The organism is Pseudorhodoferax sp. LjRoot39, assembly GCF_964253035.1.
GTDB lineage: Bacteria > Pseudomonadota > Gammaproteobacteria > Burkholderiales > Burkholderiaceae_C > Pseudorhodoferax.
Genome location: NZ_CAXUQL020000001.1, coordinates 6,931,023 through 6,954,558, shown reverse-complemented (window position 1 = coordinate 6,954,558; position 23,536 = coordinate 6,931,023). Strand labels below are relative to the sequence as shown.

At 71.4% G+C, this 23,536-nt stretch carries 23 protein-coding genes and 1 other annotated feature; of the genes, 10 read left to right on the top strand and 13 right to left on the bottom strand.

What is annotated here, in order from left to right; genetic code table 11:
• The first annotated feature begins 157 nt into the window (after positions 1 to 157).
• From ACSQ4M_RS32470 to ACSQ4M_RS32460, 3 genes are all read left to right on the top strand, one after another.
• Positions 158 to 1,690 (top strand): BCCT family transporter, encoded by a 1,533-nt coding sequence (locus tag ACSQ4M_RS32470; protein ID WP_436193471.1) that lies wholly within the window; start codon positions 158 to 160, stop codon positions 1,688 to 1,690.
• A 16-nt stretch (positions 1,691 to 1,706) separates the two neighbouring features.
• The gene (locus tag ACSQ4M_RS32465) at positions 1,707 to 2,408 is read left to right on the top strand and encodes a MarC family protein (protein ID WP_056668920.1); all 702 of its coding nucleotides are present in this window, start codon (positions 1,707 to 1,709) and stop codon (positions 2,406 to 2,408) included.
• 82 nt (positions 2,409 to 2,490) lie between these two features.
• Positions 2,491 to 3,465: a Bug family tripartite tricarboxylate transporter substrate binding protein gene (locus tag ACSQ4M_RS32460; RefSeq protein ID WP_436193470.1), complete on the top strand. Its 975-nt coding sequence runs from the start codon at positions 2,491 to 2,493 to the stop codon at positions 3,463 to 3,465.
• Between the two features lie 51 nt (positions 3,466 to 3,516).
• On the opposite strand, the gene ACSQ4M_RS32455 is transcribed toward ACSQ4M_RS32460, so the two are convergent.
• The gene (locus ACSQ4M_RS32455; protein ID WP_436193469.1) at positions 3,517 to 4,455 is read right to left on the bottom strand and encodes an SMP-30/gluconolactonase/LRE family protein; all 939 of its coding nucleotides are present in this window, start codon (positions 4,453 to 4,455) and stop codon (positions 3,517 to 3,519) included.
• A gap of 108 nt (positions 4,456 to 4,563) precedes the next feature.
• Here ACSQ4M_RS32455 and ACSQ4M_RS32450 point away from each other — a divergent pair, with 108 nt between their 5' ends.
• Positions 4,564 to 7,083, top strand: coding sequence for an ABC transporter permease (locus ACSQ4M_RS32450; protein WP_436193468.1), 2,520 nt, complete (start codon positions 4,564 to 4,566; stop codon positions 7,081 to 7,083).
• An 8-nt stretch (positions 7,084 to 7,091) separates the two neighbouring features.
• On the opposite strand, the gene ACSQ4M_RS32445 is transcribed toward ACSQ4M_RS32450, so the two are convergent.
• Positions 7,092 to 7,589, bottom strand: a complete 498-nt coding sequence (locus ACSQ4M_RS32445; RefSeq protein WP_436193467.1) for an AAA family ATPase — start codon at positions 7,587 to 7,589, stop codon at positions 7,092 to 7,094.
• A 159-nt stretch (positions 7,590 to 7,748) separates the two neighbouring features.
• On the bottom strand, positions 7,749 to 8,627 hold the full coding sequence (locus ACSQ4M_RS32440; protein ID WP_436193466.1) for a LysR family transcriptional regulator: 879 nt from the start codon (positions 8,625 to 8,627) through the stop codon (positions 7,749 to 7,751).
• A 160-nt stretch (positions 8,628 to 8,787) separates the two neighbouring features.
• Here ACSQ4M_RS32440 and ACSQ4M_RS32435 point away from each other — a divergent pair, with 160 nt between their 5' ends.
• Positions 8,788 to 10,254, top strand: a complete 1,467-nt coding sequence (locus ACSQ4M_RS32435; protein ID WP_436194105.1) for an MFS transporter — start codon at positions 8,788 to 8,790, stop codon at positions 10,252 to 10,254.
• A gap of 26 nt (positions 10,255 to 10,280) precedes the next feature.
• Positions 10,281 to 10,685: a group II truncated hemoglobin gene (locus ACSQ4M_RS32430; protein ID WP_436193465.1), complete on the top strand. Its 405-nt coding sequence runs from the start codon at positions 10,281 to 10,283 to the stop codon at positions 10,683 to 10,685.
• Here ACSQ4M_RS32430 and ACSQ4M_RS32425 read toward each other — a convergent pair.
• Positions 10,682 to 11,617 carry a LysR family transcriptional regulator gene (locus ACSQ4M_RS32425; protein WP_436193464.1) on the bottom strand — a complete coding sequence of 312 codons (936 nt, stop codon included), beginning with the start codon at positions 11,615 to 11,617 and terminating at the stop codon, positions 10,682 to 10,684. The two genes, ACSQ4M_RS32430 and ACSQ4M_RS32425, sit on opposite strands and share 4 nt — an antisense overlap.
• Before the next feature lie 114 nt (positions 11,618 to 11,731).
• On the opposite strand from ACSQ4M_RS32425, the gene ACSQ4M_RS32420 reads away from it, so the two are divergent.
• The 3 genes from ACSQ4M_RS32420 to ACSQ4M_RS32410 all read left to right on the top strand — a co-directional run bounded on the left by ACSQ4M_RS32420 (position 11,732) and on the right by ACSQ4M_RS32410 (position 14,506).
• Complete coding sequence (locus ACSQ4M_RS32420; RefSeq protein WP_436193463.1) at positions 11,732 to 12,709, top strand: Bug family tripartite tricarboxylate transporter substrate binding protein; 978 nt, start codon at positions 11,732 to 11,734, stop codon at positions 12,707 to 12,709.
• A 5-nt stretch (positions 12,710 to 12,714) separates the two neighbouring features.
• Positions 12,715 to 13,704, top strand: coding sequence for a 4-hydroxythreonine-4-phosphate dehydrogenase PdxA (locus ACSQ4M_RS32415; RefSeq protein WP_436193462.1), 990 nt, complete (start codon positions 12,715 to 12,717; stop codon positions 13,702 to 13,704).
• A gap of 118 nt (positions 13,705 to 13,822) precedes the next feature.
• Positions 13,823 to 14,506 carry a nitroreductase gene (locus ACSQ4M_RS32410; RefSeq protein ID WP_436194104.1) on the top strand — a complete coding sequence of 228 codons (684 nt, stop codon included), beginning with the start codon at positions 13,823 to 13,825 and terminating at the stop codon, positions 14,504 to 14,506.
• Between the two features lie 15 nt (positions 14,507 to 14,521).
• Here the strand turns inward: ACSQ4M_RS32410 and ACSQ4M_RS32405 are convergent, their stop codons facing one another.
• Entirely contained in the window at positions 14,522 to 14,737 is a 216-nt protein-coding gene (locus ACSQ4M_RS32405) for a hypothetical protein (protein WP_436194103.1), read from the bottom strand.
• A gap of 50 nt (positions 14,738 to 14,787) precedes the next feature.
• On the opposite strand from ACSQ4M_RS32405, the gene ACSQ4M_RS32400 reads away from it, so the two are divergent.
• A protein-coding gene (locus tag ACSQ4M_RS32400) for an IS3 family transposase (RefSeq protein ID WP_157086564.1) occupies positions 14,788 to 16,013 on the top strand; the annotation gives its coding sequence in 2 pieces (ribosomal slippage) (positions 14,788 to 15,076 and positions 15,076 to 16,013; 1,227 coding nt in all).
• Positions 15,066 to 15,182, top strand: a sequence feature (AL1L pseudoknot). It overlaps the preceding gene by 117 nt.
• A 36-nt stretch (positions 16,014 to 16,049) precedes the next feature.
• Here the strand turns inward: ACSQ4M_RS32400 and ACSQ4M_RS32395 are convergent.
• The 8 genes from ACSQ4M_RS32395 to ACSQ4M_RS32360 all read right to left on the bottom strand — a co-directional run bounded on the left by ACSQ4M_RS32395 (position 16,050) and on the right by ACSQ4M_RS32360 (position 23,499).
• Positions 16,050 to 17,030: a beta-ketoacyl synthase N-terminal-like domain-containing protein gene (locus tag ACSQ4M_RS32395; RefSeq protein WP_436193461.1), complete on the bottom strand. Its 981-nt coding sequence runs from the start codon at positions 17,028 to 17,030 to the stop codon at positions 16,050 to 16,052.
• A complete protein-coding gene (locus tag ACSQ4M_RS32390) occupies positions 17,015 to 18,553 on the bottom strand; it encodes an AMP-binding protein (protein ID WP_436193460.1) in 1,539 nt (512 codons plus the stop codon). Before ACSQ4M_RS32390 ends, ACSQ4M_RS32395 begins: the two co-directional genes overlap by 16 nt.
• A 13-nt stretch (positions 18,554 to 18,566) precedes the next feature.
• A complete protein-coding gene (locus ACSQ4M_RS32385; RefSeq protein ID WP_436193459.1) occupies positions 18,567 to 19,142 on the bottom strand; it encodes a biotin transporter BioY in 576 nt (191 codons plus the stop codon).
• An 86-nt stretch (positions 19,143 to 19,228) separates the two neighbouring features.
• Entirely contained in the window at positions 19,229 to 19,822 is a 594-nt protein-coding gene (locus ACSQ4M_RS32380) for an energy-coupling factor transporter transmembrane component T family protein (protein ID WP_436193458.1), read from the bottom strand.
• The gene (locus tag ACSQ4M_RS32375) at positions 19,816 to 20,610 is read right to left on the bottom strand and encodes an energy-coupling factor ABC transporter ATP-binding protein (protein ID WP_436193457.1); all 795 of its coding nucleotides are present in this window, start codon (positions 20,608 to 20,610) and stop codon (positions 19,816 to 19,818) included. The genes ACSQ4M_RS32380 and ACSQ4M_RS32375 overlap by 7 nt, the downstream gene beginning before the upstream one ends.
• A gap of 189 nt (positions 20,611 to 20,799) precedes the next feature.
• On the bottom strand, positions 20,800 to 21,792 hold the full coding sequence (locus ACSQ4M_RS32370; RefSeq protein WP_436193456.1) for a Bug family tripartite tricarboxylate transporter substrate binding protein: 993 nt from the start codon (positions 21,790 to 21,792) through the stop codon (positions 20,800 to 20,802).
• A 41-nt stretch (positions 21,793 to 21,833) separates the two neighbouring features.
• Complete coding sequence (catC, locus tag ACSQ4M_RS32365) at positions 21,834 to 22,118, bottom strand: muconolactone Delta-isomerase (RefSeq protein WP_436193455.1); 285 nt, start codon at positions 22,116 to 22,118, stop codon at positions 21,834 to 21,836.
• A 40-nt stretch (positions 22,119 to 22,158) separates the two neighbouring features.
• The gene (locus tag ACSQ4M_RS32360) at positions 22,159 to 23,499 is read right to left on the bottom strand and encodes a short-chain fatty acid transporter (protein WP_436193454.1); all 1,341 of its coding nucleotides are present in this window, start codon (positions 23,497 to 23,499) and stop codon (positions 22,159 to 22,161) included.
• Positions 23,500 to 23,536: the final 37 nt, after the last annotated feature.

Below are 23,536 nucleotides of genomic sequence, written 5' to 3'. Positions count from 1 at the left end.
CTGCCACGCGTTCGCCGCGGCAGACTCCATCTGGCACATCGGGCCGGCACCTGCGCCATCCATCCATCCGTACCGGTTCGCTTGCCGATGCCTTGCGTGCGCCCCCGTGGGTCTGCGCATGCTCGGGCGGCCCGGTCATCCGAGGAGGAAAGATCACATGCAGCTCATCGTATCGGCCGGATTCATCCTGGCCATCGTCCTGTGGGGCGTCGTCGCCCCGGCCCACCTGGGTGCCGTGTTCGACGGCGCGCTCGCGCTGATCACGCGCAACTTCGGCTGGTTCTACCTCTGGCTGGTGCTGGGCCTGGTGGTCGTCGCGCTGGTGCTGGCCTTCAGCCGCTACGGCGACCTCAAGCTCGGCGGCGAGGACGATGAGCCGGAGTTCTCGGTCGGCGCCTGGTTCGCCATGCTGTTCGCCGCTGGCATGGGCATCGGCCTGGTGTTCTGGGGCGTGGCCGAGCCGGTGTCGCACTACGGCGCTCCGCCGCCGGGCATCGCGCCGAACAGTCCCGAGGCCGCCAACGCGGCCATGCGCTACAGCTTCTTCCACTGGGGCCTGCATCCCTGGGCGGTCTACAGCGTGGTGGCGCTGGCCATCGCGTTCTTCCAGTTCCGCCGCGGCGGCTCCGCGCTGGTCAGCACCGCGGTGGAATCGCTGCCCTGGGCACCGCTGCGCCGCATCGGGCCGTTGGTCAATGTGCTGGCGGTGATCGCCACGGCCTTCGGCGTGGCGGCCTCGCTCGGCATGGGCGCGCTGCAGATCAACAGCGGGCTCAACGCCGTGCTCGGCCTGCCGGTGAGCCAGGTGTCGCAGCTGGGCATCATCGCGGTGACCACCGTGCTGTTCATCACCTCGGCCGTCAGCGGCGTGACCAAGGGCATCAAGTGGCTGTCCTCGTTCAACCTGGTCATGGCCGCGCTGCTGGCCCTCGCGGTGTTCGTGCTGGGGCCGACGATCGCCATCATCGACACGCTGACCACCACGCTGGGCAGTTACCTCAGCGAACTGGTGCGCATGAGCCTGCGCATGACGCCGTTCCGCGACAGCACCTGGGTCGGCGGCTGGACCATCTTCTACTGGGCCTGGTGGGTGTCCTGGTCGCCGTTCGTGGGCCTGTTCATCGCGCGCGTGTCGCGCGGGCGCACCGTGCGCGAGTTCATCCTGGGCACGGTGGCCGCGCCGACCCTGGCCGCGTTCGTCTGGTTCTCGGTGTTCGGCGGCACCGCGCTGCACCTGGAGGTCATGCAGAACGTGCCCATCGCCGAAGCGGTGAAGGCCGATGTGTCCACCGCGCTGTTCGCGCTGTTCGACCAGCTGCCGCTGGGCGTGCTGATGTCGGGCATCGCCACCATCCTGGTGGTGGTGTTCTTCGTCACCTCGGGCGACTCCGCCGTGCTGGTGCTGGGCATGATGAGCACGGGCGGCAACGAGAACCCCAGCGCGCGCGTGAAGATCGCGTGGGGCCTGCTGGTGGCGGGCATCGCCGCGAGCCTGTTGCTGGCCGGTGGCCTGCAGTCGGTGCAGACCGCCACCATCGTGTTCGCGCTGCCGTTCACGGTGGTCATCGTGCTGATGGCAGTGGCCCTGTGGCGCGGCCTGCGCGAGGACTACGAGGAAGAGCGCCGGCGCGAGCGCGCGCTGCGCCGGCGCATGCGCGAGCTGGCCGATCAGCCCGCGTCCAGGCCCTGAACCCGCGGAGACCGTCTTGACCTTCGAGCTGCTGGGCGCCTTCGGCAAGAGCTTTCTGTTCGTGTTCGCTGCGCTGCTGCCCATCCTGAACCCGGCCGCCACCGCGCCGATCTTCCTGGGCCTGACCGAGGGTGCCTCGCCGCCCACGCGCGCGCTGCTGGCGCGCCGCATCGCACGCAACATGTTCTGGCTGCTGCTGGGCGCGATGCTGGTGGGCTCGTATGTGCTGGAGTTCTTCGGCATCTCGCTGCCCATCGTGCGCGTGGGCGGTGGCCTCATCGTGGCGGCCACCGCCTGGCGCCTGCTGACGGCCACGCATGCCACCGTGGACAGCCGCACCGAACTGGCCGAGAGCTTCACGCCCGACATGGCGCGGCGCCAGGCCTTCTATCCGCTGACCTTCCCGGTCAGCTGCGGGCCGGGTTCCATCGCAGCGGCCATCACGGTCGGCGTGTCGCTGGCCGATGCGCGGCTGTCGCTGTCGCTGGCGCGCATGGGTGGCGGCGTTCTGGCGCTGCTGGCCGTCGGCGTGCTGGTGTACCTGGCGTTCCGCTACGCGCAGCAGCTGCTCAAGCCGCTCGGCGAGGCCGGTACCGTGATCTTCCTGCGGCTGACCGCGTTCATCCTGCTGTGCCTGGGCGTGCAGATCGTGTGGGACGGGGTGTATGAACTGGGCGTGGGCATGCTGCGCGACGGGCTGCTCCCCGTGAGCGCCTAGGCGACACCGGGCTGGGGGAAACCCAGTGGGCCGGCGGGCGGCGGCTGGCCAGAATCGCCGGCAACTTTCCACAGGAGACGCCATGCCCGCATCCCGCATCACCCGCCGCACCGCCCTGGCCGGCATCGCCGCCAGCCTCGGCGCGCCTGCTCTGGCCAACGAGCCCTACCCGAGCCGCCCCGTCACCATGGTCGTGCCCTACACGGCCGGTGGCTCCACCGACATCGTGGCCCGGCTCATCGCGCAGAAGCTGGCGGAAAGCCTGGGCCAGCCCTTCATCGTCGACAACAAGGGCGGCGCCAACGGCGTGATCGGCATGGACATCGCGGCGCGCGCCGCGCCCGACGGCTACACGCTGCTCATGAACACCGCGGGCGCCCAGGCGCTGGCGCCGGTGATCTACAAGACCAAGTTCCACGCGCTCGACAGCTGGGAGCCGATCAGCCTGATCAGCTCCATCCCGTTCGTGATCGTCGCGCGCGAGGGGCTGCCGGTGAAGAACTTCGCCGAGTTCGCGGCGCTGGCCAAGGCCGGCAACCCGCCGCTCAGCGCCTCCTCGGGCAGCAGCATGATCGTGCTGGCCACCGACCAGCTCAAACGCGTGATCGGCGCGCCCACGCTCATCAACGCGCAGTACAAGGGCACCTCGATGCAGGCCCAGGCCGTGATCAAGGGCGAGGTCGACGTGTCGTTCGACTCCTTCGTCACGCTGCCGCAGATCAAGGCCGGCAAGGTGCGCGCGCTGGCCGTGGTGGCACCGCAGCGGGCGGCCTCGCTGCCCGACGTGCCCACACTGGCCGAACTCGGTGTGAAGGACATGGACTTCGCCAGCTGGTCCGGCTTGCTCGCGCCCAAGGGCACGCCCCGGGCCATCGTCGAGCGCTTGTCGGCCGAGGTGCAGAAGATCGTGCGCACGCCCGAGATGCAGGAGCGCTTGAAGGCCATGGACCACACGCCCGTGGGCAGCGGGCCGGCCGAGTTCGCCAAGCTGATCGGCGACGATTACGCGCGCTGGCAGCGCGTGGTGAAGGAAACGGGCTTCAAGATCGAGGGGTGATCGCACCCAACCCTGCAGATCTTCCGCACCATGGAAGATCTGCGGGGCTCATCAGCCCCCCGGCGCCCCCTGCGTGTTCACGTACAGCGCGTAGACCGACTGGCTCGCGGCCATGAACAGCCGGTTGCGCTGCCGCCCGCCGAAGCACAGGTTGGCGCAGCGCTCGGGCAGATGGATGCGGCCGATGGTGGTGCCGTCGGGCGCGAAGATGCGCACGCCGTCCTGGCCTTCGCCCGTGCCCCAGCCGGCCCACAGGTTGCCGTCCACGTCGCAGCGGAAGCCGTCTGGCGACTCGTTCTCGCCGCAGGTGTGGAACACGCGGTCGTTCGTCAGCGTGGCGCCGTCGGCCGCCACGTCGAACACGCGGATGCGCTTGGGCGCCGCGCCGGACTCGACCACGTAGAGCAGCTTTTCGTCGGGCGAGAAGCACAGGCCGTTGGGGCGGGCCACGGCGTCGGTCACCACCGTCGTCTGGCCCGTGGCCGGGTCGAAGCGGTAGACGCATTCGGGCCGCTCGGGTTGGGCGGGCAGGCCTTCGTACCAGCCCAGGATGCCGAAGGGCGGGTCGGTGAACCAGATGCTGCCGTCTGACTTGACGACCACGTCGTTGGGCGAGTTGAGCCGCGCACCCTCGAAGCGCTCGACCAGCGGCGTGATGCTGCCGTCGTACTCGGTGCGCACGATGCGCCGGCCCAGGTGCTCGCAGCCGACCAGCCGGCCCTGGCGGTCGCGCGTGTGGCCGTTGGCGTTGCCCGAAGGTTGGCGGAACACGCTCACGGCGCCCGTGGTCTCGTCCCACTTCATGATGCGGTCGTTCGGCACGTCGCTCCAGAGCAGGTAGCGGCCGTCGCCGAACCAGACCGGGCCCTCGGCCCAGCGCATGCCGGTGGCGATGCGCTCGACCGCAGCCGAGGCGATGCGGACCTTGGCGAAGCGGGGATCCAGGACGACGACGGCGGGGTCGGGGTAGCGGGTCGCGGGTTGCCACATGGTGTGAAAGGGTGGAGCGGTCGGAGCCGCGCAGTATGCCCGCCGCGCCAAGGCTTTTGGCCCGGAATCACCCGGCCCGGATAATCCGCCCCTGCTTCGGAGCCAGCCGTGAATCAATCCTTTCTTTCCCTGGGGTGGCGCACGCTGTGGCGCGACCTGCGCTCGGGCGAGCTGCGCCTGCTGCTGGTGGCGGTGACGCTGGCCGTGGCCGCGCTGACGGCCGTGGGCTTCTTCGCCGACCGGCTCCAGGGCGGCCTGCAGCGCGACGCGCGCCAGCTGATCGGTGGCGACGCCGTGGTGGCCAGCGACAACCCGACCCCGGCCGCGTTCGAGGAGCAGGCCCGCGCACTGGGCCTGCAGACCGTCTCCACGCTGGGCTTTCCGACCATGGGCCGGGCCGCCGAAGCGCAGGGCGGCGCCAGCCGGCTGGTGGCGCTGAAAGCCGTGCCGGCGGGCTACCCGTTGCGCGGGAGCCTCAAGGTGGCGCAGCAGCCGGGCGAGGAGGGGGGCAATACGCGCGACGTGCCGGCACCGGGCGAGGTCTGGGTCGATGCGCCGCTGCTGGCCGCGCTCGACCTGAAGATGGGCGATGCGCTGCTGCTGGGCGACAGCAGCTTCCGCATCGCGCGCGTCATCGTGATCGAGCCCGACCGCGGCGGCGGCTTCATGAGCTTCGCGCCGCGGGTGATGGTCAACGCGGCTGACCTGCCGGCCACGCACCTGGTGCAGCCGGCCAGCCGCATCACCTACCGCTTCGCCGTGGCCGGCGACGAGCCCGCCGTGCAGCGCTTCACGCGCTGGGCCGATGCACAGATCCAGTCGCGCGAGGCGCGCGGCCTGCGTCTCGAATCCATCGAGAGCGGCCGGCCCGAGATGCGCCAGACGCTGGACCGCGCCGAGAAATTCCTGAGCCTGGTGGCGCTGCTGTCGGCGCTGCTCTCGGCCGTGGCCGTGGCGCTGGCCGCGCGTGCGTTTGCCGCCAAGCACCTGGACGACTGCGCCATGCTGCGCGTGCTGGGCCTGTCGCAGCGCACGATCGCGCTGTCCTACAGCTTCGAGTTCGCGCTGGTCGGCCTGTTCGCCAGCGCGCTGGGGGTGGCCGTCGGTTTCGGCGTGCACTACCTGTTCGTGCTGCTGCTGGCCGGGCTGGTCGAGGCCACGCTGCCGGCCGCCACGCTGTGGCCGGTGGCCTACGGCCTGGGCATCGGCCTCACGCTGCTGTTCGCGTTCGGTCTGCCGCCTGTGCTGCAGCTGGCCAAGGTGCCGCCGCTGCGCGTGATCCGGCGCGATGTGGGGCAGTTGAAGCCCGCGTCCATCGCCGTGCTGGCACTCGGCGTGGCCGGCTTCGCCGGCCTGCTGCTGGCTGTCAGCAGCGACATCAAGCTGGGCCTCATCGCGGTCGGCGGCTTCGCGGGCGCGGTGCTGCTGTTCGCCGCGCTGTCCTGGGTCGCGGTCTGGCTGCTGCGCAGGAGCGTCAACGAGAGCACCGCCCCGCGCTGGCTGGTGCTGGCCACGCGCCAGGTCTCGGCGCGGCCGGCCTACACCGTGGTGCAGGTCAGCGCGCTGTCGGTGGGCCTGCTGGCGCTGGTGCTGCTGGTGCTGCTGCGCACCGACCTGATCGGCGCCTGGCGCCAGGCCACGCCGCCGGACGCGCCCAACCGCTTCGTCATCAACATCCTGCCCGAGCAGGGCGACGCCTTCCGCAAGACGCTGGACGATGCCGGCGTCGCCAAGTACGACTGGTACCCCATGTTCCGTGGCCGCCTGGTGGCCGTGAACGACAAGCCCGTGAATCCGGCCGACTACACCGACGAGCGCGCGCAGCGCCTGGTCGACCGCGAGTTCAACCTCTCGCATGCAGCCCAGCAGCCGCCGCACAACGAACTCGTCGGCGGCCGCTGGACGCCCGAGGAGCAGGGTGCCGTGAGCGTGGAAGAAGGGCTGGCGCAGACGCTGGGCCTCAAGCTCGGCGACCAGCTGCGCTTCGACATCGGCGGCATCCCGTCGGACGCGCGCATCACCTCGCTGCGCAAGGTCGACTGGGGTTCGCTGCACGCCAACTTCTTCGTGATGTACCCGGTGGCGGCCATGCCCGACCTGCCCATCACCTACCTCGCGGCCTACCGCGCGCCCGAGACGCCCGGCTTCGACAACGCCCTGGTGCGCGCATTCCCCAACGTGACCAACGTGGACATGAGCACCGCGCTGGCCCAGGTGCAGCGTGTGCTGGACCAGGTGGTGCGCGCGGTGGAGTTCCTGTTCGGCTTCACGCTGGCGGCGGGCCTGGTGGTGCTGTTCGCCGCCATCACGGCCACGCGCGAGGAGCGCGCGCGCGAGTTCGCGATCATGCGCGCCGTGGGTGCCAGCAGCGCGCTGCTGCGCCAGGTGCAGCGGGCCGAGCTGGCCGGCGTGGGCGTGCTGGCCGGCCTCTTGGCCACGCTGGTGGCCATGGCCGTGGGCTGGGCCCTGGCGAAGTTCGTGTTCGAGTTCACCTGGTCGGGCTCACTGTGGGTGCCGCTGGCCGGCGCGGCGGCGGGCGCCGTGCTCGCACTCGGCGCGGGCTGGTGGGGCCTGCGCGACGTGTTGCGCCGGCCCGTGGTCGACACGCTGCGCCGCGCCGCTGCCTGAATCTAGGATCATCCGTAGCGCTGCAGCGCGAAGCCCTCGCGCGGGCTGGGCGGATCGAAGTGGCGGTTGATCAGGCTGAACTGCGTTTCGTCGGTCTGGAACGGGTGCGTGCCGGCCGCGTTGCGCGCCTGCAGCCGCGCGCGGCAGACGGCCTCGGGCACGTCCAGCAGGTGCAGCCGGTGCGCCGCGCCGGACTGGTCGATGAGCCCGCGCATCCAGGCGCGCTGGGCCAGCGTGTTGGCCGGGAAATCGAGCACCACCGAGACGCCGCTGCGCAGCATCGCCACCACGTGCTCGCCGAGCATGGCCTTGAGCCGGCCGGTGCGCTGCAGGTAGTCGGGCAGGGCCTGGATCTCGCCCGGGTACAGCACGGCGAGCCAGGCGTCCTCCTGCACGAGCACGGTGGCCGGTTGCGCCGCCAGGCGGCGCGCGAGCGTGGACTTGCCGGCCGCGATCCTGCCGCACAGCAGGTGCAGCATGGCGGGGGCACTGGTGGGACGGGTCATGGGATCTCCTGAAGGAAAAAACCCCAGGAGACCGTGACGACGCGCCTTCTGGGGCGGGTCGTCTTGGCTTGCAGCCGCGCGCTAACCCACCGTCCGCGGACGGCGGTTAATGATGGTGGTGCGCAGGGTGTGGGCCATGAAGGGGTCGCAGTGTAGCGGCTACTCGGGGAACAGGTGTTCGGCCGCAAAGTCCACGAAGGCCCGCACCTTGGGCGACAGCTGGCGGCTCGAAGGCCACAGCGCCGAGAACTGGCCCGCTTGGCGCGGTGCGTCGGCCAGCACCTGTACGAGTTCGCCGCGCGCGAGGGCGTCGTGCGCCAGGAAGTCCGGCATCCAGGCGATGCCCATGGCCGCGATGGCTGCGCCCAGCATGGCCTCCATGTTGTTGCAGACCAGCGCGGTCGGCAGCCGCTCGGGCAGGCCTTGCAGCTTCCAGTCTTCGATCCTGCCGCCGCTGGCGAACTGGTAGCGCAGGCAGGCGTGCTGCGCGAGGTCCGCGGGCCGTTGCGGCGTGCCGTGGACCGCGAGGTAGGCCGGCGCGGCCACGAGCAGGAAGCGGAACGGCCCCAGCCGGCGCGCCACCAGCGGCGAGTCGTCGAGCGCACCGCTGCGGACCACGATGTCGAAGCCTTCCTCGACCACGTCGACGAGCCGGTCGTTGAAGTCCAGTTCGAGCTCGATCTCGGGGTAGCGCGCGCCGAAGGCCGGCAGCATGGGCAGCAAAAAGCGGTAGCCGATCACCGGCAGGCTCACGCGCAGGCGACCGCGCGGCGTGGCCACGGCCGACTGCACTTCGGCCTGGGCGTCGTCCAGCTCGTCGAGGATGCGCCGGCAACGTGCATGGAACTGTTCGCCTTCCTGCGTGAGCCGCACCTGGCGCGTGGTGCGGTGGAACAGGCGCACGCCGAGCTGCTGCTCCAGCCGGGCCACGTTCTTGCCCACGGCCGAGGCCGAGATGCCCAACGCGCGCCCGGCCGCCGCGAAACCCTGCAGGTCGGCGGCGCGCACGAAGGACACGATGGTGGAGAGGCTGTCCATGGTCTCGATTGCAGAGTGTAGGTTGGCAATGTACGGAGTTCTGACCCGATTGTGCGGGGACTGCATCCTTTCTATCGTCGCTGCCATGTGTCTATCGTCTTCCTCTTCACGTGCGGATGTGGCCTGGGTGCTTGCCGCCGTCTGCCTCGCCGGCCTGGCCATGCCCTTGAGCTTCACAGGTCCCGCGGTCGTGCTGCCGCTCCTGCGCGAGGCCCTGGGCGGCAGCGCGGTGGCGCTGCACTGGGCCACCAACGCCTTCATGCTGAGCTTCGGTGCCGCGCTGATGGCGGCCGGCGCGCTGGCCGACAACCTGGGCCGCCGCCCCGTGTTCCTGGGCGGGCTGCTGCTGGCCGTGGCCAGCGGTGCGGCCCTGGCCTGCGCGCCGAACCTGCTGGTCTTCAACCTGCTGCGCGGTGTGCAGGGTCTGGCGGCGGCCGCGGCCCTGGCCAGCGGCTCGGCAGCGCTGGCCCAGGTGGTGCAGGGCGCGGCGCGCACGCGCGCCTTCGGCTGGCTGGGCGCGAGCTTCGGAGCCGGCCTCGCGTTCGGGCCGCTGGCCGCGGGGCTGCTCGGCGACAGCCTGGGCTGGCGCGCCGTGGTCGTGCTGCCGGGCCTGGTCAGCGTGCTGGCCTTGGTGCTCGGCGTCTGGCGCCTGCCGGCCTCGCGCAACCCGGTGGCGACGCGGCTGGACGGGGCCGGCACCCTGGCCTTCACGCTGGCGCTGGGCCTGTTCACGCTGGGGGTGCTGCAGGCGCCCGGGCAGGGTTGGGGCGCGGTGCAGGTCGTGCTGCCGCTGGCCGGCGCCGTGCTGGCCGCGTGGTTGTTCTGGTGCACCGAGGCGCGCCTGCTGCGCCGCGGTGGCCAGCCCATGCTGGACATTTCGCTGCTGCGCTACCCGCGCTTCGTCGGCGTGCAGCTGCTGGCGGCCGCGCCGGCCTACGGCTTCGTCGTGCTGCTGGTGCTGCTGCCGATCCGCTTCATCGGCCTGGAAAGCCGCAGCAGCTGGGAGGCGGGGCAGCTCATGCTGTTGCTGTCCGGCCCCATCCTGCTCATGCCCGGCGTTGCGGCGCGGCTCGTGGGCCGCTGGTCGGCTGCAGCGGTTTGCGCGGTCGGGCTCGTGCTGTGCGCCGCAGGGCTGCTGTGGCTGGGGCGGTGCGGACCGCTCAGCGGCGTGCGCGACTACGCCGGCCCGCTGCTTGCCATTGGCCTGGGCATCGGGCTGCCCTGGGGACTCATGGACGGGCTGGCCGTCAGCGTGGTGCCGCGCGAGCGTGCGGGCATGGCGGCCGGCATCTTCAACACCGTGCGCGTGGCCGGCGAGGGCATTGCGCTGGCCCTGGTCGGCGCAGGCCTGGCGGCCCTGCTGGCGACGCAGCTGCACCCGCTGTTTCCGGGCACGGACGTGGCGCAGGCCGCGCAGCGCCTGGCCACAGGCGATCTGGCGCAGGCCATGGCCCTGCTGCCCGGCGGCACGCGCGCCGAACTGCTGCTGGCCTATGCGCGGGCCTTCGGCGTGCTTACCCGGGTGCTGGCCGGGATCACGCTGGCCACGGCCTGCGTGGTCTTCCTGGTCCTGCGCACGCCCGATCCGCACGGCACCGAAGACGCACTCGCGGCGGAGCGGGGCTGACCCGGGCCTGCACCGACAATCGGTCCATGCAGACCGAAGAAAAACCCGCCTTCGCCACCCCCTTCGAATGGATCGGCGGCGAGGACAAGGTGCGCGCGCTGGTCGAGCGCTTCTACGACCTGATGGACCTGGAGCCCGGCTACGCCGCGCTGCGCGCCGCCCATGGCGACAGCCTGGACAACGCGCGCCAGCGCCTGTTCTGGTTCCTGTGCGGCTGGCTGGGCGGCCCGTCCTACTACACCGACCAGTTCGGCCACCCGCGGCTGCGCGCGCGCCACATGCCGTTCTCCATCGGCATCCGTGAGCGCGACCAGTGGCTGGCCTGCATGGACCAGGCCATGGGCGAGACCGGCGTGCCCGAGGACCTGCGCACGCGGCTGAAGGACAGCTTCTTCCAGACCGCGGACTGGATGCGCAACCGCGGCGGCTAACGCCGCTCCAGCAGCAGCGCACGGAACTGCTGCGCCGCTGGCGACAGCGGCCGTCCGCGCGGCACGATCACGTCGATGGCCGGCAGCCGGATCGGCAAGGTGATGGGCGCCACGCGCAGTGCACCCAGCCGCGCGTAGTGCGCGGCCAGTGAGGTGGGCATCAGGGCCGCCATGTCCGAGCTGGCCACCAGCGCCGTCGTCACCGTGGTCGACGCGGTCTCGATGTAGTCCAGCCGCTGGTGCACGCCGACCTCGCGCAGCGCCGCTTCCAACCGGCCGCGCTGCGGCGAGCCCGCCGGTTGCAGCACCCAAGACCAGTCGCCGAGTTCGTGCAGTTGCAGCCGCTTGCGCGCGAACGCAGGGTGGCCCTTGCGCACCACCACCTGCATGGCCTCTTCCAGCAAGGGCGTGATCGTGAATTCGTCCTCGCTGAAGCCCTCGGTGAGCCGGCCCAGCACCAGGTCCACGTCGCCGCGCGCGAGCTGGGCCAGCACCACGTCGCTGGTGCCCACGGCCACGGCCAGCGACACCTGCGGATGGCGGCGCCGGTATTCGAGCAGGGCGGGCGCCAGCAGCGCGGGCACGGCGCCCGGCACGGCGGCCAGCCGCAGTGCGCCCGACAGGCCCGAGCGCAGCGCGCCGATCTCCTCGCGCACGGCACCGAAGTCGGTCAGCACGCGGCGTGCGTAGCGGATCAGCACCTCGCCGGCGGGCGTCGGCCGCATGCCGCGCGCGAGCCGCTCGAACAGCCGCTCGCCGAGCGACTCCTCCAGCTGCAGCAACAGCTTGGTGGCGGCCGGCTGCGTCACGTTCATCGACTGGGCAGCGCGGCCCAGGTGGCGCTCGGCGTCCAGCGCGGCGAGCAGCAGCAACTGGCGCGGGCGCACGCGCAGCAGCAGGGCGGCATCGCTGAGGTGGGCGGGTGGCGTCATATCCGAAAGGTGATGGATTGTTCGGCATCCGCGATTGGATCGCCGCCGCGGAAATCCCTAAGCTTTGCCGCGACGGCCGCCGCTTCGAGCGGCCGCGCAGCCGGAGACACCCCGATGCCCCACGACACCCTGGACCGGCGCCGCGCGCTGGCTCTGCTCGGCCTCCTGGCCACGGGCCTACCCGCCCTGGCCCAAGGCTTTCCCGACAAGCCGCTGCGCATCCTGGTCGGCGCCTCGCCCGGCGGCGGCACCGACATCCTTGCGCGCGTGCTGGCCGACAAGCTGGCGGCCACGCTCAAGCAGCCGGTGGTGGTGGAGAACCGGCCCGGCGCGTCCAACACCATCGCGGCCGAACTGGCCGTGCGCGCGGCGCCGGACGGCAGCACGCTGCTGCTGGCCACCAACACGGCCCAGGCCGTGGCGCCGCACATGCTCAAGCTCAAGTACGACCCGCTCAAGGATCTGCTGCCCATCGGCCTCGTGGCCGTGATGCCCAACGTGCTGGTGGTCTCCAGCACGGGGCCGTTCAGGAGCGTCAAGGACGTGCAGGCCGCGCTGATGGCCAGGCCCGGCGCGCTCAAGTACGCGTCCTCGGGCATCGGCAGCACGCAGCACATCGGCGGCGAAGCCTTCGGCATGGTCACCGGCACGCGCGCCATCCATGTGCCCTACAAGGGCAGTTCGCAGGCCCACATCGACGTGATCGCGGGCGAGGTCGACATGATGTTCGACAGCACCTCCTCGGCCATGGGGCAGATCCGCGCGGGCAAGCTGCGCGCGCTCGCGGTGAGCTCGCCCACGCGCTCGGCCGAGATGCCCGAGGTGCCCACGCTGGCCGAACTCGGCGTCCAGGGCGCGGACGTGTCGACCTGGTACGGGCTCTACACCACGGCCGGCACGCCGCGCGCGACGGTGGAGCGGCTGACAGCCGACCTCACGGCGGCGCTGCAGCTGCCCGATGTGCAGGCCCGCATCAAGTCCCTGGGCGGCGAACTCGGCACCTTGAGCGGCGAGCGCTTCGCCGAGATGAACCGCAGCGAATACGAACACTACGGCCGCCTCGTGCGCGGCGCCAACATCAAGGCGGAATGAAGAAGATGAGCATCCCCCGCATCGCCGTGCTGCTCGGCGACCCCAGCGGCGTCGGCCCCGAGATGGCCGTCAAGCTGCTCGCGCGCGAGCGCAACCGGCAGCAGGCCGAGATCCTGCTGATCGCCGATGCTGCCGCGCTCGCCTCGGGCCAGGCCATTGCAGGCCAGCGGCTGGAGCTGCTGCGCGTGGACCACCTGGACGCCGTGCGCTACGAGCCCGGCCGCATCACGCTCTTGCCCTGCGACACGCTGGACGGTCCGCCCGTGCTCGGCGAATCCAACGAGGCCTCGGGCAGCGCCAGCATGCGCGCATTGGACCTGGCCATCGATGCCGTGCGCGCCGCCCGCGCCGACGCGATCCTGTTCGCGCCGCTCAACAAGCATTCGCTGCGTCTGGGCGGCCTCGTGCACGAGGACGAGCTGCGGCACCTGCAGGAGCGCTTCGGCGTGCGCGGCTTCACGAGCGAGTTCAACCTCACGGGCGCGCTGTGGACTTCGCGCGTGACCTCGCACATCCCCCTCAAGGACGTGGCGGCGCACATCACGGGCGAGGGCGTGGCCGATGCCGTGCGGCTCATCGACAGTGCCTTGCGCCGGGCCGGCGTCGCCAGGCCGCGCATTGCGGTCTCCGGCCTGAACCCGCACGCGGGCGACGGCGGCTCCATCGGCATGGAGGAGATCGAGGTGATCGCGCCGGCCGTGCAGCGCCTGCGCGCCGAGGGGCTGGACGCGCGCGGCCCCTATTCGCCCGACACCGTGTTCATCGGCGCGCGGCGCGGCGACGTGGACGCCGTGGTCTCCATGTACCACGACCAGGGCCAGATCGCGATGAAGCTGATGGGCTTCGAGAAGGGGGTGACGCTGCACGGCGGGCTGCCCGTGCCCGTGGCCACCTCGGCCAGCGGCAGCGCCTTCGACATCGCGGGCCGCGGCAGCGCGCAGATCGAGGGCCTGCAGGAAGCCTTCGACCTCTGCGTGCGCATGGCGGCGCGCTGACGCACCGGCGTGCGGGCGCGGCGGGCGATCGCCGGTCGCCGTTCCCGGGCGCCAGGGCGGCGAAAATCGGGCGATGCAAGAAGCAAGCGATGACACCGTCCAGCAGGGCGCCGACGGCATGCCGGCGTCTGTCTGGCCGGGCTGGGCCGCACTGGCCGAACAGCGCACATCCACGCGCCGCTTCACGGACCAGGAGGTGCCGCATGCGTGGATGGGCCAGATGCTGCACGAGGCGCGCCGCGCACCCAGCGGCGCCAACCTGCAGCCTGGCGAATTCATCCGTGTCGAGGGGACAGCACGCCAGCGCCTGTCGGACGCGCTGGTCCAGGCGCACCGGGACCAGCTGCCCGCGCGCGAGGACTACGGCTACTTCCCGGTGCCCATGCCCATGGGCCTGCGCCGCCGACAGGTGGCGGCGGCGCAGGCGCTCTATGGTGCGCTGGGCGCGGCGCGCGACGACCAGGCGGCGCGGCGGGCGCAGTTCGAGCGCAACTTTCGCTTCTTCGACGCGCCGGTCGCCCTGCTCGTCACGATCGATGCGCGCATGGGCGCGGGCTGCTACATGGACCTGGGTATGTGCCTGTATGGCCTGATGCTGGCCGCTGCTGCGCGTGGCCTGGGCAGCTGTGCGATCGGCGCACTGGCCTCCTATCCCGGCATCGTGCGCGAGGTGCTGGGTCTGGACAGCGGCCAGGCGCTCGTGTGCGGCATGGCCATCGGCTATGCGGAGCCGACCGCGCCCGAGAACGCCGTGCGCACCACGCGGCGCGAGGTGGCGGAGTTCCTGCGCGTGATCCGTTAGCCGGGGCGGCCGGCGCTACAGCTTTTCGATGAGCGCCGCGGACCCCAGGCCGCCGGCCGCGGCGATGGCCGTGAGACCCAGCGCACCGGGCGGCGCCTCGCGCGCCATGTCGGCCAGCAGGCGCACGAGGCCGATGGCGCCCGATGCGCCGATGGGGTGTCCGCGCGCGAGCCCTCCGCCGGCAGGGTTCAGCCGCTCGGGCGCGATGCCCAGCGCGGCGGCGAAGGCCAGTGAACCGCCCCGTATTTTGAGGAGGCTCCAACTTTTGAGAGGATGGAGCCATGAGGAAGTCAGTGAAGTTTTCGCCCGAGGTACGCGAGCGCGCCGTGCGCATGGTGTTCGAGCACCGCGGTGAGTACGAGTCGCAGTGGGCGGCGGTGGTGTCGATTGCCGGCAAGATCGGCAGCACGCCGCAGACGCTGCTGAACTGGGTGCGCCAACAAGAGCGTGACACGGGCCAGCGCGAGGGCGTGACCACGACGCAGACGCAGCGCATGAAGGAGCTTGAAAGGGAGAACCGCGAGCTGCGCAAGGCCAACGAGATCCTGAAGCTGGCCAGCGCGTTTTTCGCCCAGGCGGAGCTCGACCGCCGGCTGAAGTCGTGAAGGCGTTCATCGACGCGCATCGCGCCGCGCACGGGGTCGAGCCGATCTGCAGGGCACTGCAGGTCGCCCCGTCGGCGTACCGGCGCCATGCGGCCCGCCAGCGCCACCCCGAGCTGCTGTGCGCCCGCGCGAAACGCGATGCGGTGCTGATGCCGCAGATCGAGCGCGTGTGGCAATCGAACCTGCGGGTCTACGGCGCCGACAAGGTCTGGCACCAGTTGCAGCGCGAGGGCGTCACGGTGGCCCGCTGCACCGTGGAACGACTCATGCGCCACATGGGTCTGCGCGGCGTGATGCGTGGCAAGGCCGCACGCACCACGATCAGCGACGCCAAAGCGCCTTGCCCGCTGGACCGGGTCAATCGCCAGTTCAACGCGCAGCGGCCCAACCAGCTTTGGGTGTCGGACTTCACGTACGTGTCCACCTGGCAAGGCTGGCTGTACGTGGCCTTCGTCGTGGACGTGTTTGCGCGGCGCATCGTGGGCTGGCGCACGAGCAGCTCCATGCGGACGGACTTCGTGTTGGGCGCACTGGAGCAGGCGCTGTACGACCGTCGTCCGCAGCGCGAAGATGCCCTTGTGTGCCACTCCGACCGCGGATCGCAGTACGTCAGCATCCGCTACACCGAACGGCTTGCCGAGGCCGGCATCGAGCCCTCCGTGGGCAGCAAGGGCGACTCCTACGACAACGCGCTGGCCGAGACCATCAATGGGCTGTACAAGGCCGAAGTCATCCATCGGCGCAGTGCGTGGAAGACCAAGGAATCGGTAGAGCTGGCGACGCTGCAATGGGTGGCCTGGTTCAACCACCAGCGCCTGCTCGAACCCATCGGGTACGTGCCACCGGCCGAGTTCGAGGCCAACTACTATCGAACTCTTGAGCAGCAGGCCATGTCGGCCTGACTCAAGCCAACGGGCCTCCGCGAATTCCGGGGCGGTTCACAGCGCCTGCACCGCGAACGCGTCGTGCAGCTCCACACCCCACAGCGCGTCCGCCGTGAGGCCGTGCCGCGCCAGCAGCTCCTGGGCCGCGTGGCCGGCGGCCAGCAGCGGCATTTCCGGTGCCGTGCCGATGGCCATGCCGGCGCGCCAGCGCAGCTGGGCCCGGGCCGACAGACGCGCTGCGGCCGCGGGCGAGGCCATGAGCACGAACGCCGCGCCGTCGGCCTGGGGCGAGATCGCGAGCCGGCTCAGCGCGGTGGTCCGCGGGTCCGTGCCCGCGTTGGACGGCGAGGCCGCCATGGCCATGAGCGGCATGCGCGCGGCGCGCGCCGCATCGAGCTGGCGCGCGTAGCTGTCGTGCGTGGCCGCGGCGATGGGCACGATCTCCGCGGCCATGGATGCGCGGGCCGCCAGCGTGCGCGCGTGGCTCAGGATGGCGAACGCATCCTGCGCGGTGCGGGAGATGCCGGCCTGCGCCGCGTGCTCGGCCGCCGCCTGGGCGAGGTCCGGGTCGCGCGACGGGTCGGGTGCGAAGGCCGGTCGCTCGTACGCGCGCGGCGCTTCCTCGGGTGTGCGCGGGCGGTGCTGGCGGATCGGCGCGCGGCTCCAGGCCTCGGCGCCGCCGGCCACGACCAGCTCCGCCTGGCCGCTCGCGATCAGGCCGGCGCCCATGGCCACCGCATCGAGGCCCGAGCAGCACTGGGTGTCCACGGAGAAGGCCGCCACCCGGTCCGGCAGGCCGGCGGCCAGCGCCACCATGCGCGCCGGATTGCCGCCGGCACCCAGCGCGTTGCCGCAGACCAGCGCGTCCACGGCCGTGGCCGCGATGCCGCCGCGCGCCAGCAGCGCGCGCACGACGGGTGCGCCGATCTCGTGGGCGGCCAGCTCTGCGAGCGCACCCGCGCGGGGCTGCACCGCGCTGCGCGCCCAGGCCAGCAGCACGGGCGCTTCCGGCGCGGGGTTCAGCCCCGTCGCCATGGCAGCACGCTCCAGCCGGGCGGCCCCTCGGGGTGCGCGGCCAGCAGGCGGGCCAGGGCGCCGTGGTCGGTCTTGCCGCTCGCCGTGCGCGGCCAATCGCTGCACAGGTGGAAGGCGCGCGGTGTCTTGTAGGCCTCCAGGCGTGCGCGGCACCAGTCCACGAGGGCGGCGCGGTCGACCTGGCCGGACAGTTCCAGCACGGCCACCGCGCGCTGTCCACGGACCGCGTCTCCCACGGCCTGGACCGAGACCGACGCGACCGCAGGGTGTTCGGCCAGCACCTGCTCGACCTCTTCGGGGAACAGGTTCTTGCCCTGGACCACGAACATGCGCTGCTGGCGGCCGGCCAGGTGCAGCAGGCCCTGCGCGTCCAGGTGGCCCATGTCACCCACCGACAGCCAGTCGCCTTCGCGCAGCAGCGCGCCGGGGCCCGCTGCGGGCTCGGGCGTCACATAGCCGCTGAACACCATGGGGCTGCGCACGTAGATCCGGCCGGGTTGGGCGGGGTCGACCGTGCTGCCGGCAAGCATGGTGTCGGCAGGTGCGGTGTCGGGCGGCACGATGCGCAGATCGACCTGTGCGAAGGGACGTCCCACGGCCGTGGCGGGCAGCTCGGCGTGGCTATCGGTCCAGGCGATGAAGCTGGTCTCCGAGGCGCCGTAGAACTCGACGATGCGCGCGTTGGGGAACAGTTGCTGCAGCTGCGGCGAGCGCGCGCGCGGCCAGGGCGCGCCGCTGACCATCACGAGCCGCGTCGCCTCAATCGCGCAGGGGCCGTGCCGCCGGGCCTGCTCCAGCATCAGGATCAGCTGGCTGGGCACGGCCACGAGGCTCAGCGCCTCGCCGGCCGCCAGCGTCTGCAGCGTGGCGGCCGCGGAGAAGCGCGGCTGCAGGCGCACGCCGGCGCCGGTCCACAGGCCCAGCAGCGCGCCGAAGAGGAACAGCGAATGCGACAGCCGCCCCGGCGCCAGCAGCGTCGTGTGCGCGGCAGGGCCGAAGGCGTCCAGGCAGGCCTCGAAGCTGCTCGTCCACGAGCAGTGGCTGCGCACGAAGCCCTTGGGCAGGCCGGTGCTGCCCGAGGTGAAGCCGACGTAGAAGGACTCTGGCGGCAATCCCGCTGGCGGTGCGGTGCCGCCGGCCGGATGCGCGCCCAGGCGCTCGGCGACCGTGCGGCGCACGTTGGCAGACCAGTCGGGGTCGCCGACGGCGGCGGCGTCGCCGGCCGCGATGATCTGCAGGAACTGCACGAGCTGCGCGCCGGGCGCGAGCGCATCGTCGACCCAGACCGGGCGCGGCGCCGTGCCGGCTGCGCGCGGTGCCGGTGCCGCGGCCTGGACCCGGGCCGCCAGCTCTGCAAAGCTCAGGCGCAGCGTGCCGTCGTCGATGGCCAGGCGGTGCGGTGCCTGCAGCGCCCAGTCCTGCAGCGGCGCATGCACCGTGTCCCGGCGCCGCGGCTGGGCATCCGAAGGGCTGGCGCGGTCCACGGCGGCGGCCTCTGCGCGCGACGCGGTGTTCGCCGTCATGCCGTGCCCGCGCTCAGCGCGCGAGGCGCCAGTGCGGCAGCCCGCGCAGCACGGTCTGCACCACGACCGCGCAGATCGCGCACTTGACGAGGTCGCCCGGAATGAAGGCCGCGCTGGCCAGTGCGGCCTGGGCGGGCGTCAGGTTGGCGAGCACCGTCAGGCCCGCGATGCCGAAGGCGTAGACGACACCGATGCCGCCGACCAGCGACGCGGCAAACGCGGCCGCGAGCAGGGCCCGGCCCTGCAGGTGCGACAGGCGGCGCATGACCAGGCCGACCACGAAGGCACCGAAGGGCCAGCCGATCAGGAAGCCGGCCGAGGGCGCGACGAAGACGCCGAGCCCGCCGCGTCCACCCGCCAGCAGCGGCAGGCCCAGGGCCACCATGAGCAGCAGCAGGCACACCGCGAGGAAGCCGCGCCTGGCCCCGAGCAGGCAGCCGGCCATCATGACGCCCAGGGTCTGCAGCGTGATGGGCACGCCGAAGGGCAGGTCGAACTTGGGGATCAGGCCCATGACGGCGATCAGCGCTGCGAACAGCGCGATGTGGGCGATGGAGCTGGAGGAGCGGTCGGGAGCGTTGTGCATCATGGTCGCGCGAGAAAAAAGCGGTGGATGGGCCGGGCGGCGCAAGCGGTGGTGGGGGTGGTGGCGGGGGAGCGGCCGGTCTTCAGTGCTCAGCGGCCGAGCCGGGCCGCCAGCGCGTCGGCGACGCGGTCGGCGGTCTGCAGTGTACGGAGCGTGAGCGGCGCCAGCAGCCGAAACCCTCCGGCGCGTCCGGTCCGGGCCCGGTGGGCATCGTCCAGGCGCTGCCACTGGCCGTGGAACACATCGATGAAGCGCAGCACCAGGGCCAGCGCCAGCGACAGGCGCTGGGTCGGGACGCCGAGCCGCTGCAGGGGCTGGAGCACGGACTCCAGCACGTCGAGCAGATCGTCGAAGCGCGTCGTCAGCGTGAGCATGGTGGCCAGCAGGATGCCGGTGACGAGGCGCAGTGCGCTGGCGGCCCCCAGCGCGGGTGTGCCCAGCCAGGCGTGGAAGGCCGCGATCAGCACGGCCAGGATGACGACGCCGCGCAGCCGGCGCGCGGCCTGCCAGGCGGGTTGGCCCAGGGACGCGAACAGGGTGGTCGCCAGCGCACAGCCGCCGAGCAGCCAGGCCGGGTCGCGGACCAGCACCAGCGAGGTGCCGAGCACGCACAGCGCCGCGAGCTTGGGCGCGGCCGCCACGCGGTGCAGCCAGGTGCTGCGGGACGCATACAGGCTCAGCACGGCACGGCCTGCGCGGTCTGCGCGCCCAGTGGATCGTCGGCGCGGCGCTGCACATCGGCCCGGTAGGCGTCGCAGACTTCGTGCCCGGGGCCGTCGGCACGCACCTGCCCGGCCTCGAACCACAGCACGCGCTCGAAGCCGCGCACCTGGTCCAGCACATGCGTGGAGAACACCAGCTGCTGTGCGCTCGCGAGGATCTGGCGCGAGAGCCGGTGCTGGCTCGGAAGGTCGAGGCTCGCGAACGGCTCGTCGAGCAGCAGGGTGGCCGGGCGGCCGATCTGCAGCGCGAGCAGGCAGACCTGCTGGCGCTGGCCCTGGCTCAGCTCGGCGATGCTGCGCGCGCTCCAGTGCCCCAGCCCCTGCGCGTGCAGGAAGTCACGGGCCGCAAGGCGCGCCTGCTTGCGCGGCATGCCCTGGGCGCTGAGCGTGAAGCCGAGCTCTTCTTCGACGGTCGGGCAGATGATCTGGTCGTCGGGGTTCTGGAACATGAGCCCGACCTTGCCGGGCAGGGCGGCGCGGTCCACGCGCGCATCGATCCCGTGCACGAGCACGCGGCCGCTGCGGGGCTGCTCCAGGCCCGCGATCAGCCGCAGCAGGCTGGTCTTGCCGGCGCCGTTGTCGCCGACGATGCCGATGCGGGACTCGTCCAGGCGCAGCGTGAGGCCGTCGAACAGCGGCTGGCCACCGCGCTCGAGCACGATCGATTCGAGCTGGATGCCGGACGGGGAGGGGGGGGCCGGTGCCGGCGTGGTCTGCGGGACCGGGGAGGAGGGCGAGGAGAGGGACATGGCGCGGCGCGAAGAGCAGATCGCGCGCCACCGACCGAACGGTGCCGCGCTGCACACGGCCTGTCATCGGACCACACTGCCATCGATGGACATCGACACCTGTCGACACATCGACCGGTTCGCCCGCCGCCGCGCGGCTGGCATTTTAGGCGGCCGCGCGCGCCGCCGGATGGCGGCGGGGGAGCGGCTTCAGTCGACGCTGGCGCCGGACTCTTTCACGACCTTGCCCCACTTGGCGGTCTCGGCCTTGATGAAGGCCGCGAACTGCTCGGGCGTCTCGGCCACGACTTCGCCGCCCTGGGCGACGATCTTGGCCTTCACGTCGGGCTGGTTCAGCACCTTGACCAGGGCCTTGCTGAGCTGCGTCACGATGGGTGCGGGCGTGCCGGCCACGGCGAACAGGCCGAACCACGAGGTGGCTTCGTAGCCGGGCACGCCGGATTCGGCGATGGTCGGCACGTCGGGCAGTTCGGGCGAGCGCTTGGCCGTGGTCACGGCGATCGGGCGCAGCTTGCCGGCGCGCACGTGCTGGATGGCCGAGGGCATGTTGTCGAACATGATCGCGATCTGGTTGCCCAGCAGGTCGTTGACGGCCGGTGCGCTGCCCTTGTAGGGGATGTGCACCATGTCGACCTTGGCCATGGACTTGAACAGCTCACCCGACAGGTGGATGGAGCTGCCGCTGCCCGAGGAGCCGAAGTTGACCTTGCCCGGGTTGGCCTTGGCGTAGGCGATCAGTTCGGGCACGGTCTTGAACGGCTGCGAGGGGTGGGCCACCAGCAGGTTCGGCACGTTGGCCACGCGCGAGAGCGGCGCGAAGTCCTTGATCGGGTTGAAGGGCATCTTCTTGTACAGCGCCTCGTTGATGGCGTGCGTGCCCACCGTGCCCATGAACAGCGTGTAGCCGTCGGCCGGGGCGCGCGCGGCCAGCTGGCCACCGATGTTGCCGCCCGCGCCGGCACGGTTGTCGATGACCACGCTCTGGCCCAGCTCGGTGGAGAGCGCCTGGCCCACGATGCGGGCCAGGATGTCGGTGGTGCCGCCGGCCGAGAACGGCACGATCATGGTGATGGGCTTGCTGGGGTAGGCCTGGGCTGCGGCCGGGCCGGCGACGAGGGCGGTCGCGGTGGCGGCGGCCACGGCCAGCAGGCTGCGGCGGGTGACGGTGTGGATGGCGGTCATGGATGCTTCTCGAAAAATGGCGGGGATGGGGTGCGCAGCACTCATTCCTGCACGATGGACGACGGGTGGTTGGCCAGCGGCGTGACCTTGATCTGCATGTAGGGGAACAGCGGCAGGCCGCTGAGCAGGGTGTGCAGCTCGTCGTTGCTGGCGACGTCGAAGATGCTCACGTTGGCGTATTCGCCGACCACGCGCCACAGGTGGCGCCAGGTGCCGGCGCGTTGCAGGTCCTGCGAATAGGCCTTCTCGCGGCGCTTGATCTCGTCGGCCTCGGCGGGGCTGACGCTGGCGGGGATGTTCACGACCATGTGGACCATGTACAGCATGTGGGGGACTCCTTGGAAGAACGGATGAGGGGTGGCCGGCTCACAGGTGCGGCCAGATCACCATGGTGGCGGCGTAGATGGCGCCCACCAGCAGCATGGAGACCACGGTGTAGCCCATGATGTCCTTGAGCTTGAGCTTGGACAGCGCGAGCGCCGGCAGGATCCAGAAGGGCTGCACCAGGTCGTTCCAGCCGTTGCCCAGCATCACCGACATGGCGGTTTGCGCCTGCGAGGCGCCCAGCTGGTGGGCCGCGTCGATCATGAACGGCCCCTGCAGCACCCAGTGGCCGCCGCCGGACGGCGCGAAGAAGTTGATGACGAAGGAGCTGATCAGGCCCCACAGCGGCAGCGTGTTCGCGCTGGACACGCTCACGAACAGGTGGGCGATGGACTCCACCAGGCCGGAGCCGTGCATGATGGCCATGATGCCAGCGTAGAAGGGGAACTGCAGGATGATCCCGCCGATCGTCTTGACGCCTTCGTTGAGCTTCTCGACATACTTCATCGGCGTGCCGAGCAGCAGCACGCCCAGGAACAGGATGAAGAAGTTGATCATGTTCAGGTCGAGGTTGCCGCCCTGCACGAAGTGCATCACCACGTAGGCCATGCCGCACAGGCCGATCAGCAGGCTGAGCAGGCGGCTGTTGTTCAGCCGGTAGGCCAGCGTCTTCTCGTCGCCCAGCAGCTGCTGCGCGTCGCCACCCGCTTTGGCTTCGGCCGCCACGCTGGCCGGATCCAGTTCGGTGACGGGCTCGCCGCGCTTGGGGTGCATGGTCGCGTTGAGCAGCGGCAGCGCGATCAGCACGGCCAGGCTGGTGAGCAGGATGGGCGCCGAGAAGATGGTCTCGCTCAGCGGGATCAGGCCCATCTTGCCTTCGAAGCCGTGGCCCTTGGTGGAGATCAGCACCGGGATCGTGGCCGAGAAGCCCAGGCTGTACATCGTGAAGCCGGTGTAGGCCGAGGCGATGATGAGCGGGTAGTGCACGCCCTTGACCTTGAGCGCCAGCTTGCGCGCCATGATGCCGCCGATCACCAGGCCGAAGCCCCAGTTCAGGTAGCTGCCGATGCAGCCCACCAGCGTGGCGACGATGATGGCCTGGCGCGGCGTGTGCACGCGCTCGGTGATGCGGTTCAGGAAGCGGTCGACGACCGGCGCGGCGGCCAGCACATAGCCCATCACCAGGATCACGGCCATCTGCGTCGTGAAGGCCAGGAGGCTCCAGAAGCCCTTGCCCCAGTCCTGCACGACGGCCGGGAGCGGGCGGCTCTCCACACCGAAGGCGAGCGCCATGGTGAGCAGCGTGAGCATGATGGCGAAGACGAACGGATCGGGCAGGTAACGCCGCATCAGCTCGGTGAAGAACGCAGTGATTTTCGACATGGAGTCCGTTGGGAAGAAAGGGAGAGGGCGGTGCGGC

What these genes read in the sequence shown, in the direction of transcription:
- ACSQ4M_RS32470 (WP_436193471.1), top strand. Translation starts at nt 158, where the DNA reads ATGCAGCTCATCGTATCGGCCGGATTCATCCTGGCCATCGTCCTGTGG.
- ACSQ4M_RS32460 (WP_436193470.1), top strand. Translation starts at nt 2,491, where the DNA reads ATGCCCGCATCCCGCATCACCCGCCGCACCGCCCTGGCCGGCATCGCC.
- ACSQ4M_RS32455 (WP_436193469.1), bottom strand. Translation starts at nt 4,455, where the DNA reads ATGTGGCAACCCGCGACCCGCTACCCCGACCCCGCCGTCGTCGTCCTG.
- ACSQ4M_RS32445 (WP_436193467.1), bottom strand. Translation starts at nt 7,589, where the DNA reads ATGACCCGTCCCACCAGTGCCCCCGCCATGCTGCACCTGCTGTGCGGC.
- ACSQ4M_RS32440 (WP_436193466.1), bottom strand. Translation starts at nt 8,627, where the DNA reads ATGGACAGCCTCTCCACCATCGTGTCCTTCGTGCGCGCCGCCGACCTG.
- ACSQ4M_RS32435 (WP_436194105.1), top strand. Translation starts at nt 8,788, where the DNA reads ATGCCCTTGAGCTTCACAGGTCCCGCGGTCGTGCTGCCGCTCCTGCGC.
- ACSQ4M_RS32430 (WP_436193465.1), top strand. Translation starts at nt 10,281, where the DNA reads ATGCAGACCGAAGAAAAACCCGCCTTCGCCACCCCCTTCGAATGGATC.
- ACSQ4M_RS32425 (WP_436193464.1), bottom strand. Translation starts at nt 11,617, where the DNA reads ATGACGCCACCCGCCCACCTCAGCGATGCCGCCCTGCTGCTGCGCGTG.
- ACSQ4M_RS32420 (WP_436193463.1), top strand. Translation starts at nt 11,732, where the DNA reads ATGCCCCACGACACCCTGGACCGGCGCCGCGCGCTGGCTCTGCTCGGC.
- ACSQ4M_RS32415 (WP_436193462.1), top strand. Translation starts at nt 12,715, where the DNA reads ATGAGCATCCCCCGCATCGCCGTGCTGCTCGGCGACCCCAGCGGCGTC.
- ACSQ4M_RS32410 (WP_436194104.1), top strand. Translation starts at nt 13,823, where the DNA reads ATGCCGGCGTCTGTCTGGCCGGGCTGGGCCGCACTGGCCGAACAGCGC.
- ACSQ4M_RS32395 (WP_436193461.1), bottom strand. Translation starts at nt 17,030, where the DNA reads ATGGCGACGGGGCTGAACCCCGCGCCGGAAGCGCCCGTGCTGCTGGCC.
- ACSQ4M_RS32390 (WP_436193460.1), bottom strand. Translation starts at nt 18,553, where the DNA reads ATGACGGCGAACACCGCGTCGCGCGCAGAGGCCGCCGCCGTGGACCGC.
- ACSQ4M_RS32385 (WP_436193459.1), bottom strand. Translation starts at nt 19,142, where the DNA reads ATGATGCACAACGCTCCCGACCGCTCCTCCAGCTCCATCGCCCACATC.
- ACSQ4M_RS32375 (WP_436193457.1), bottom strand. Translation starts at nt 20,610, where the DNA reads ATGTCCCTCTCCTCGCCCTCCTCCCCGGTCCCGCAGACCACGCCGGCA.
- ACSQ4M_RS32370 (WP_436193456.1), bottom strand. Translation starts at nt 21,792, where the DNA reads ATGACCGCCATCCACACCGTCACCCGCCGCAGCCTGCTGGCCGTGGCC.
- catC (WP_436193455.1), bottom strand. Translation starts at nt 22,118, where the DNA reads ATGCTGTACATGGTCCACATGGTCGTGAACATCCCCGCCAGCGTCAGC.
- ACSQ4M_RS32360 (WP_436193454.1), bottom strand. Translation starts at nt 23,499, where the DNA reads ATGTCGAAAATCACTGCGTTCTTCACCGAGCTGATGCGGCGTTACCTG.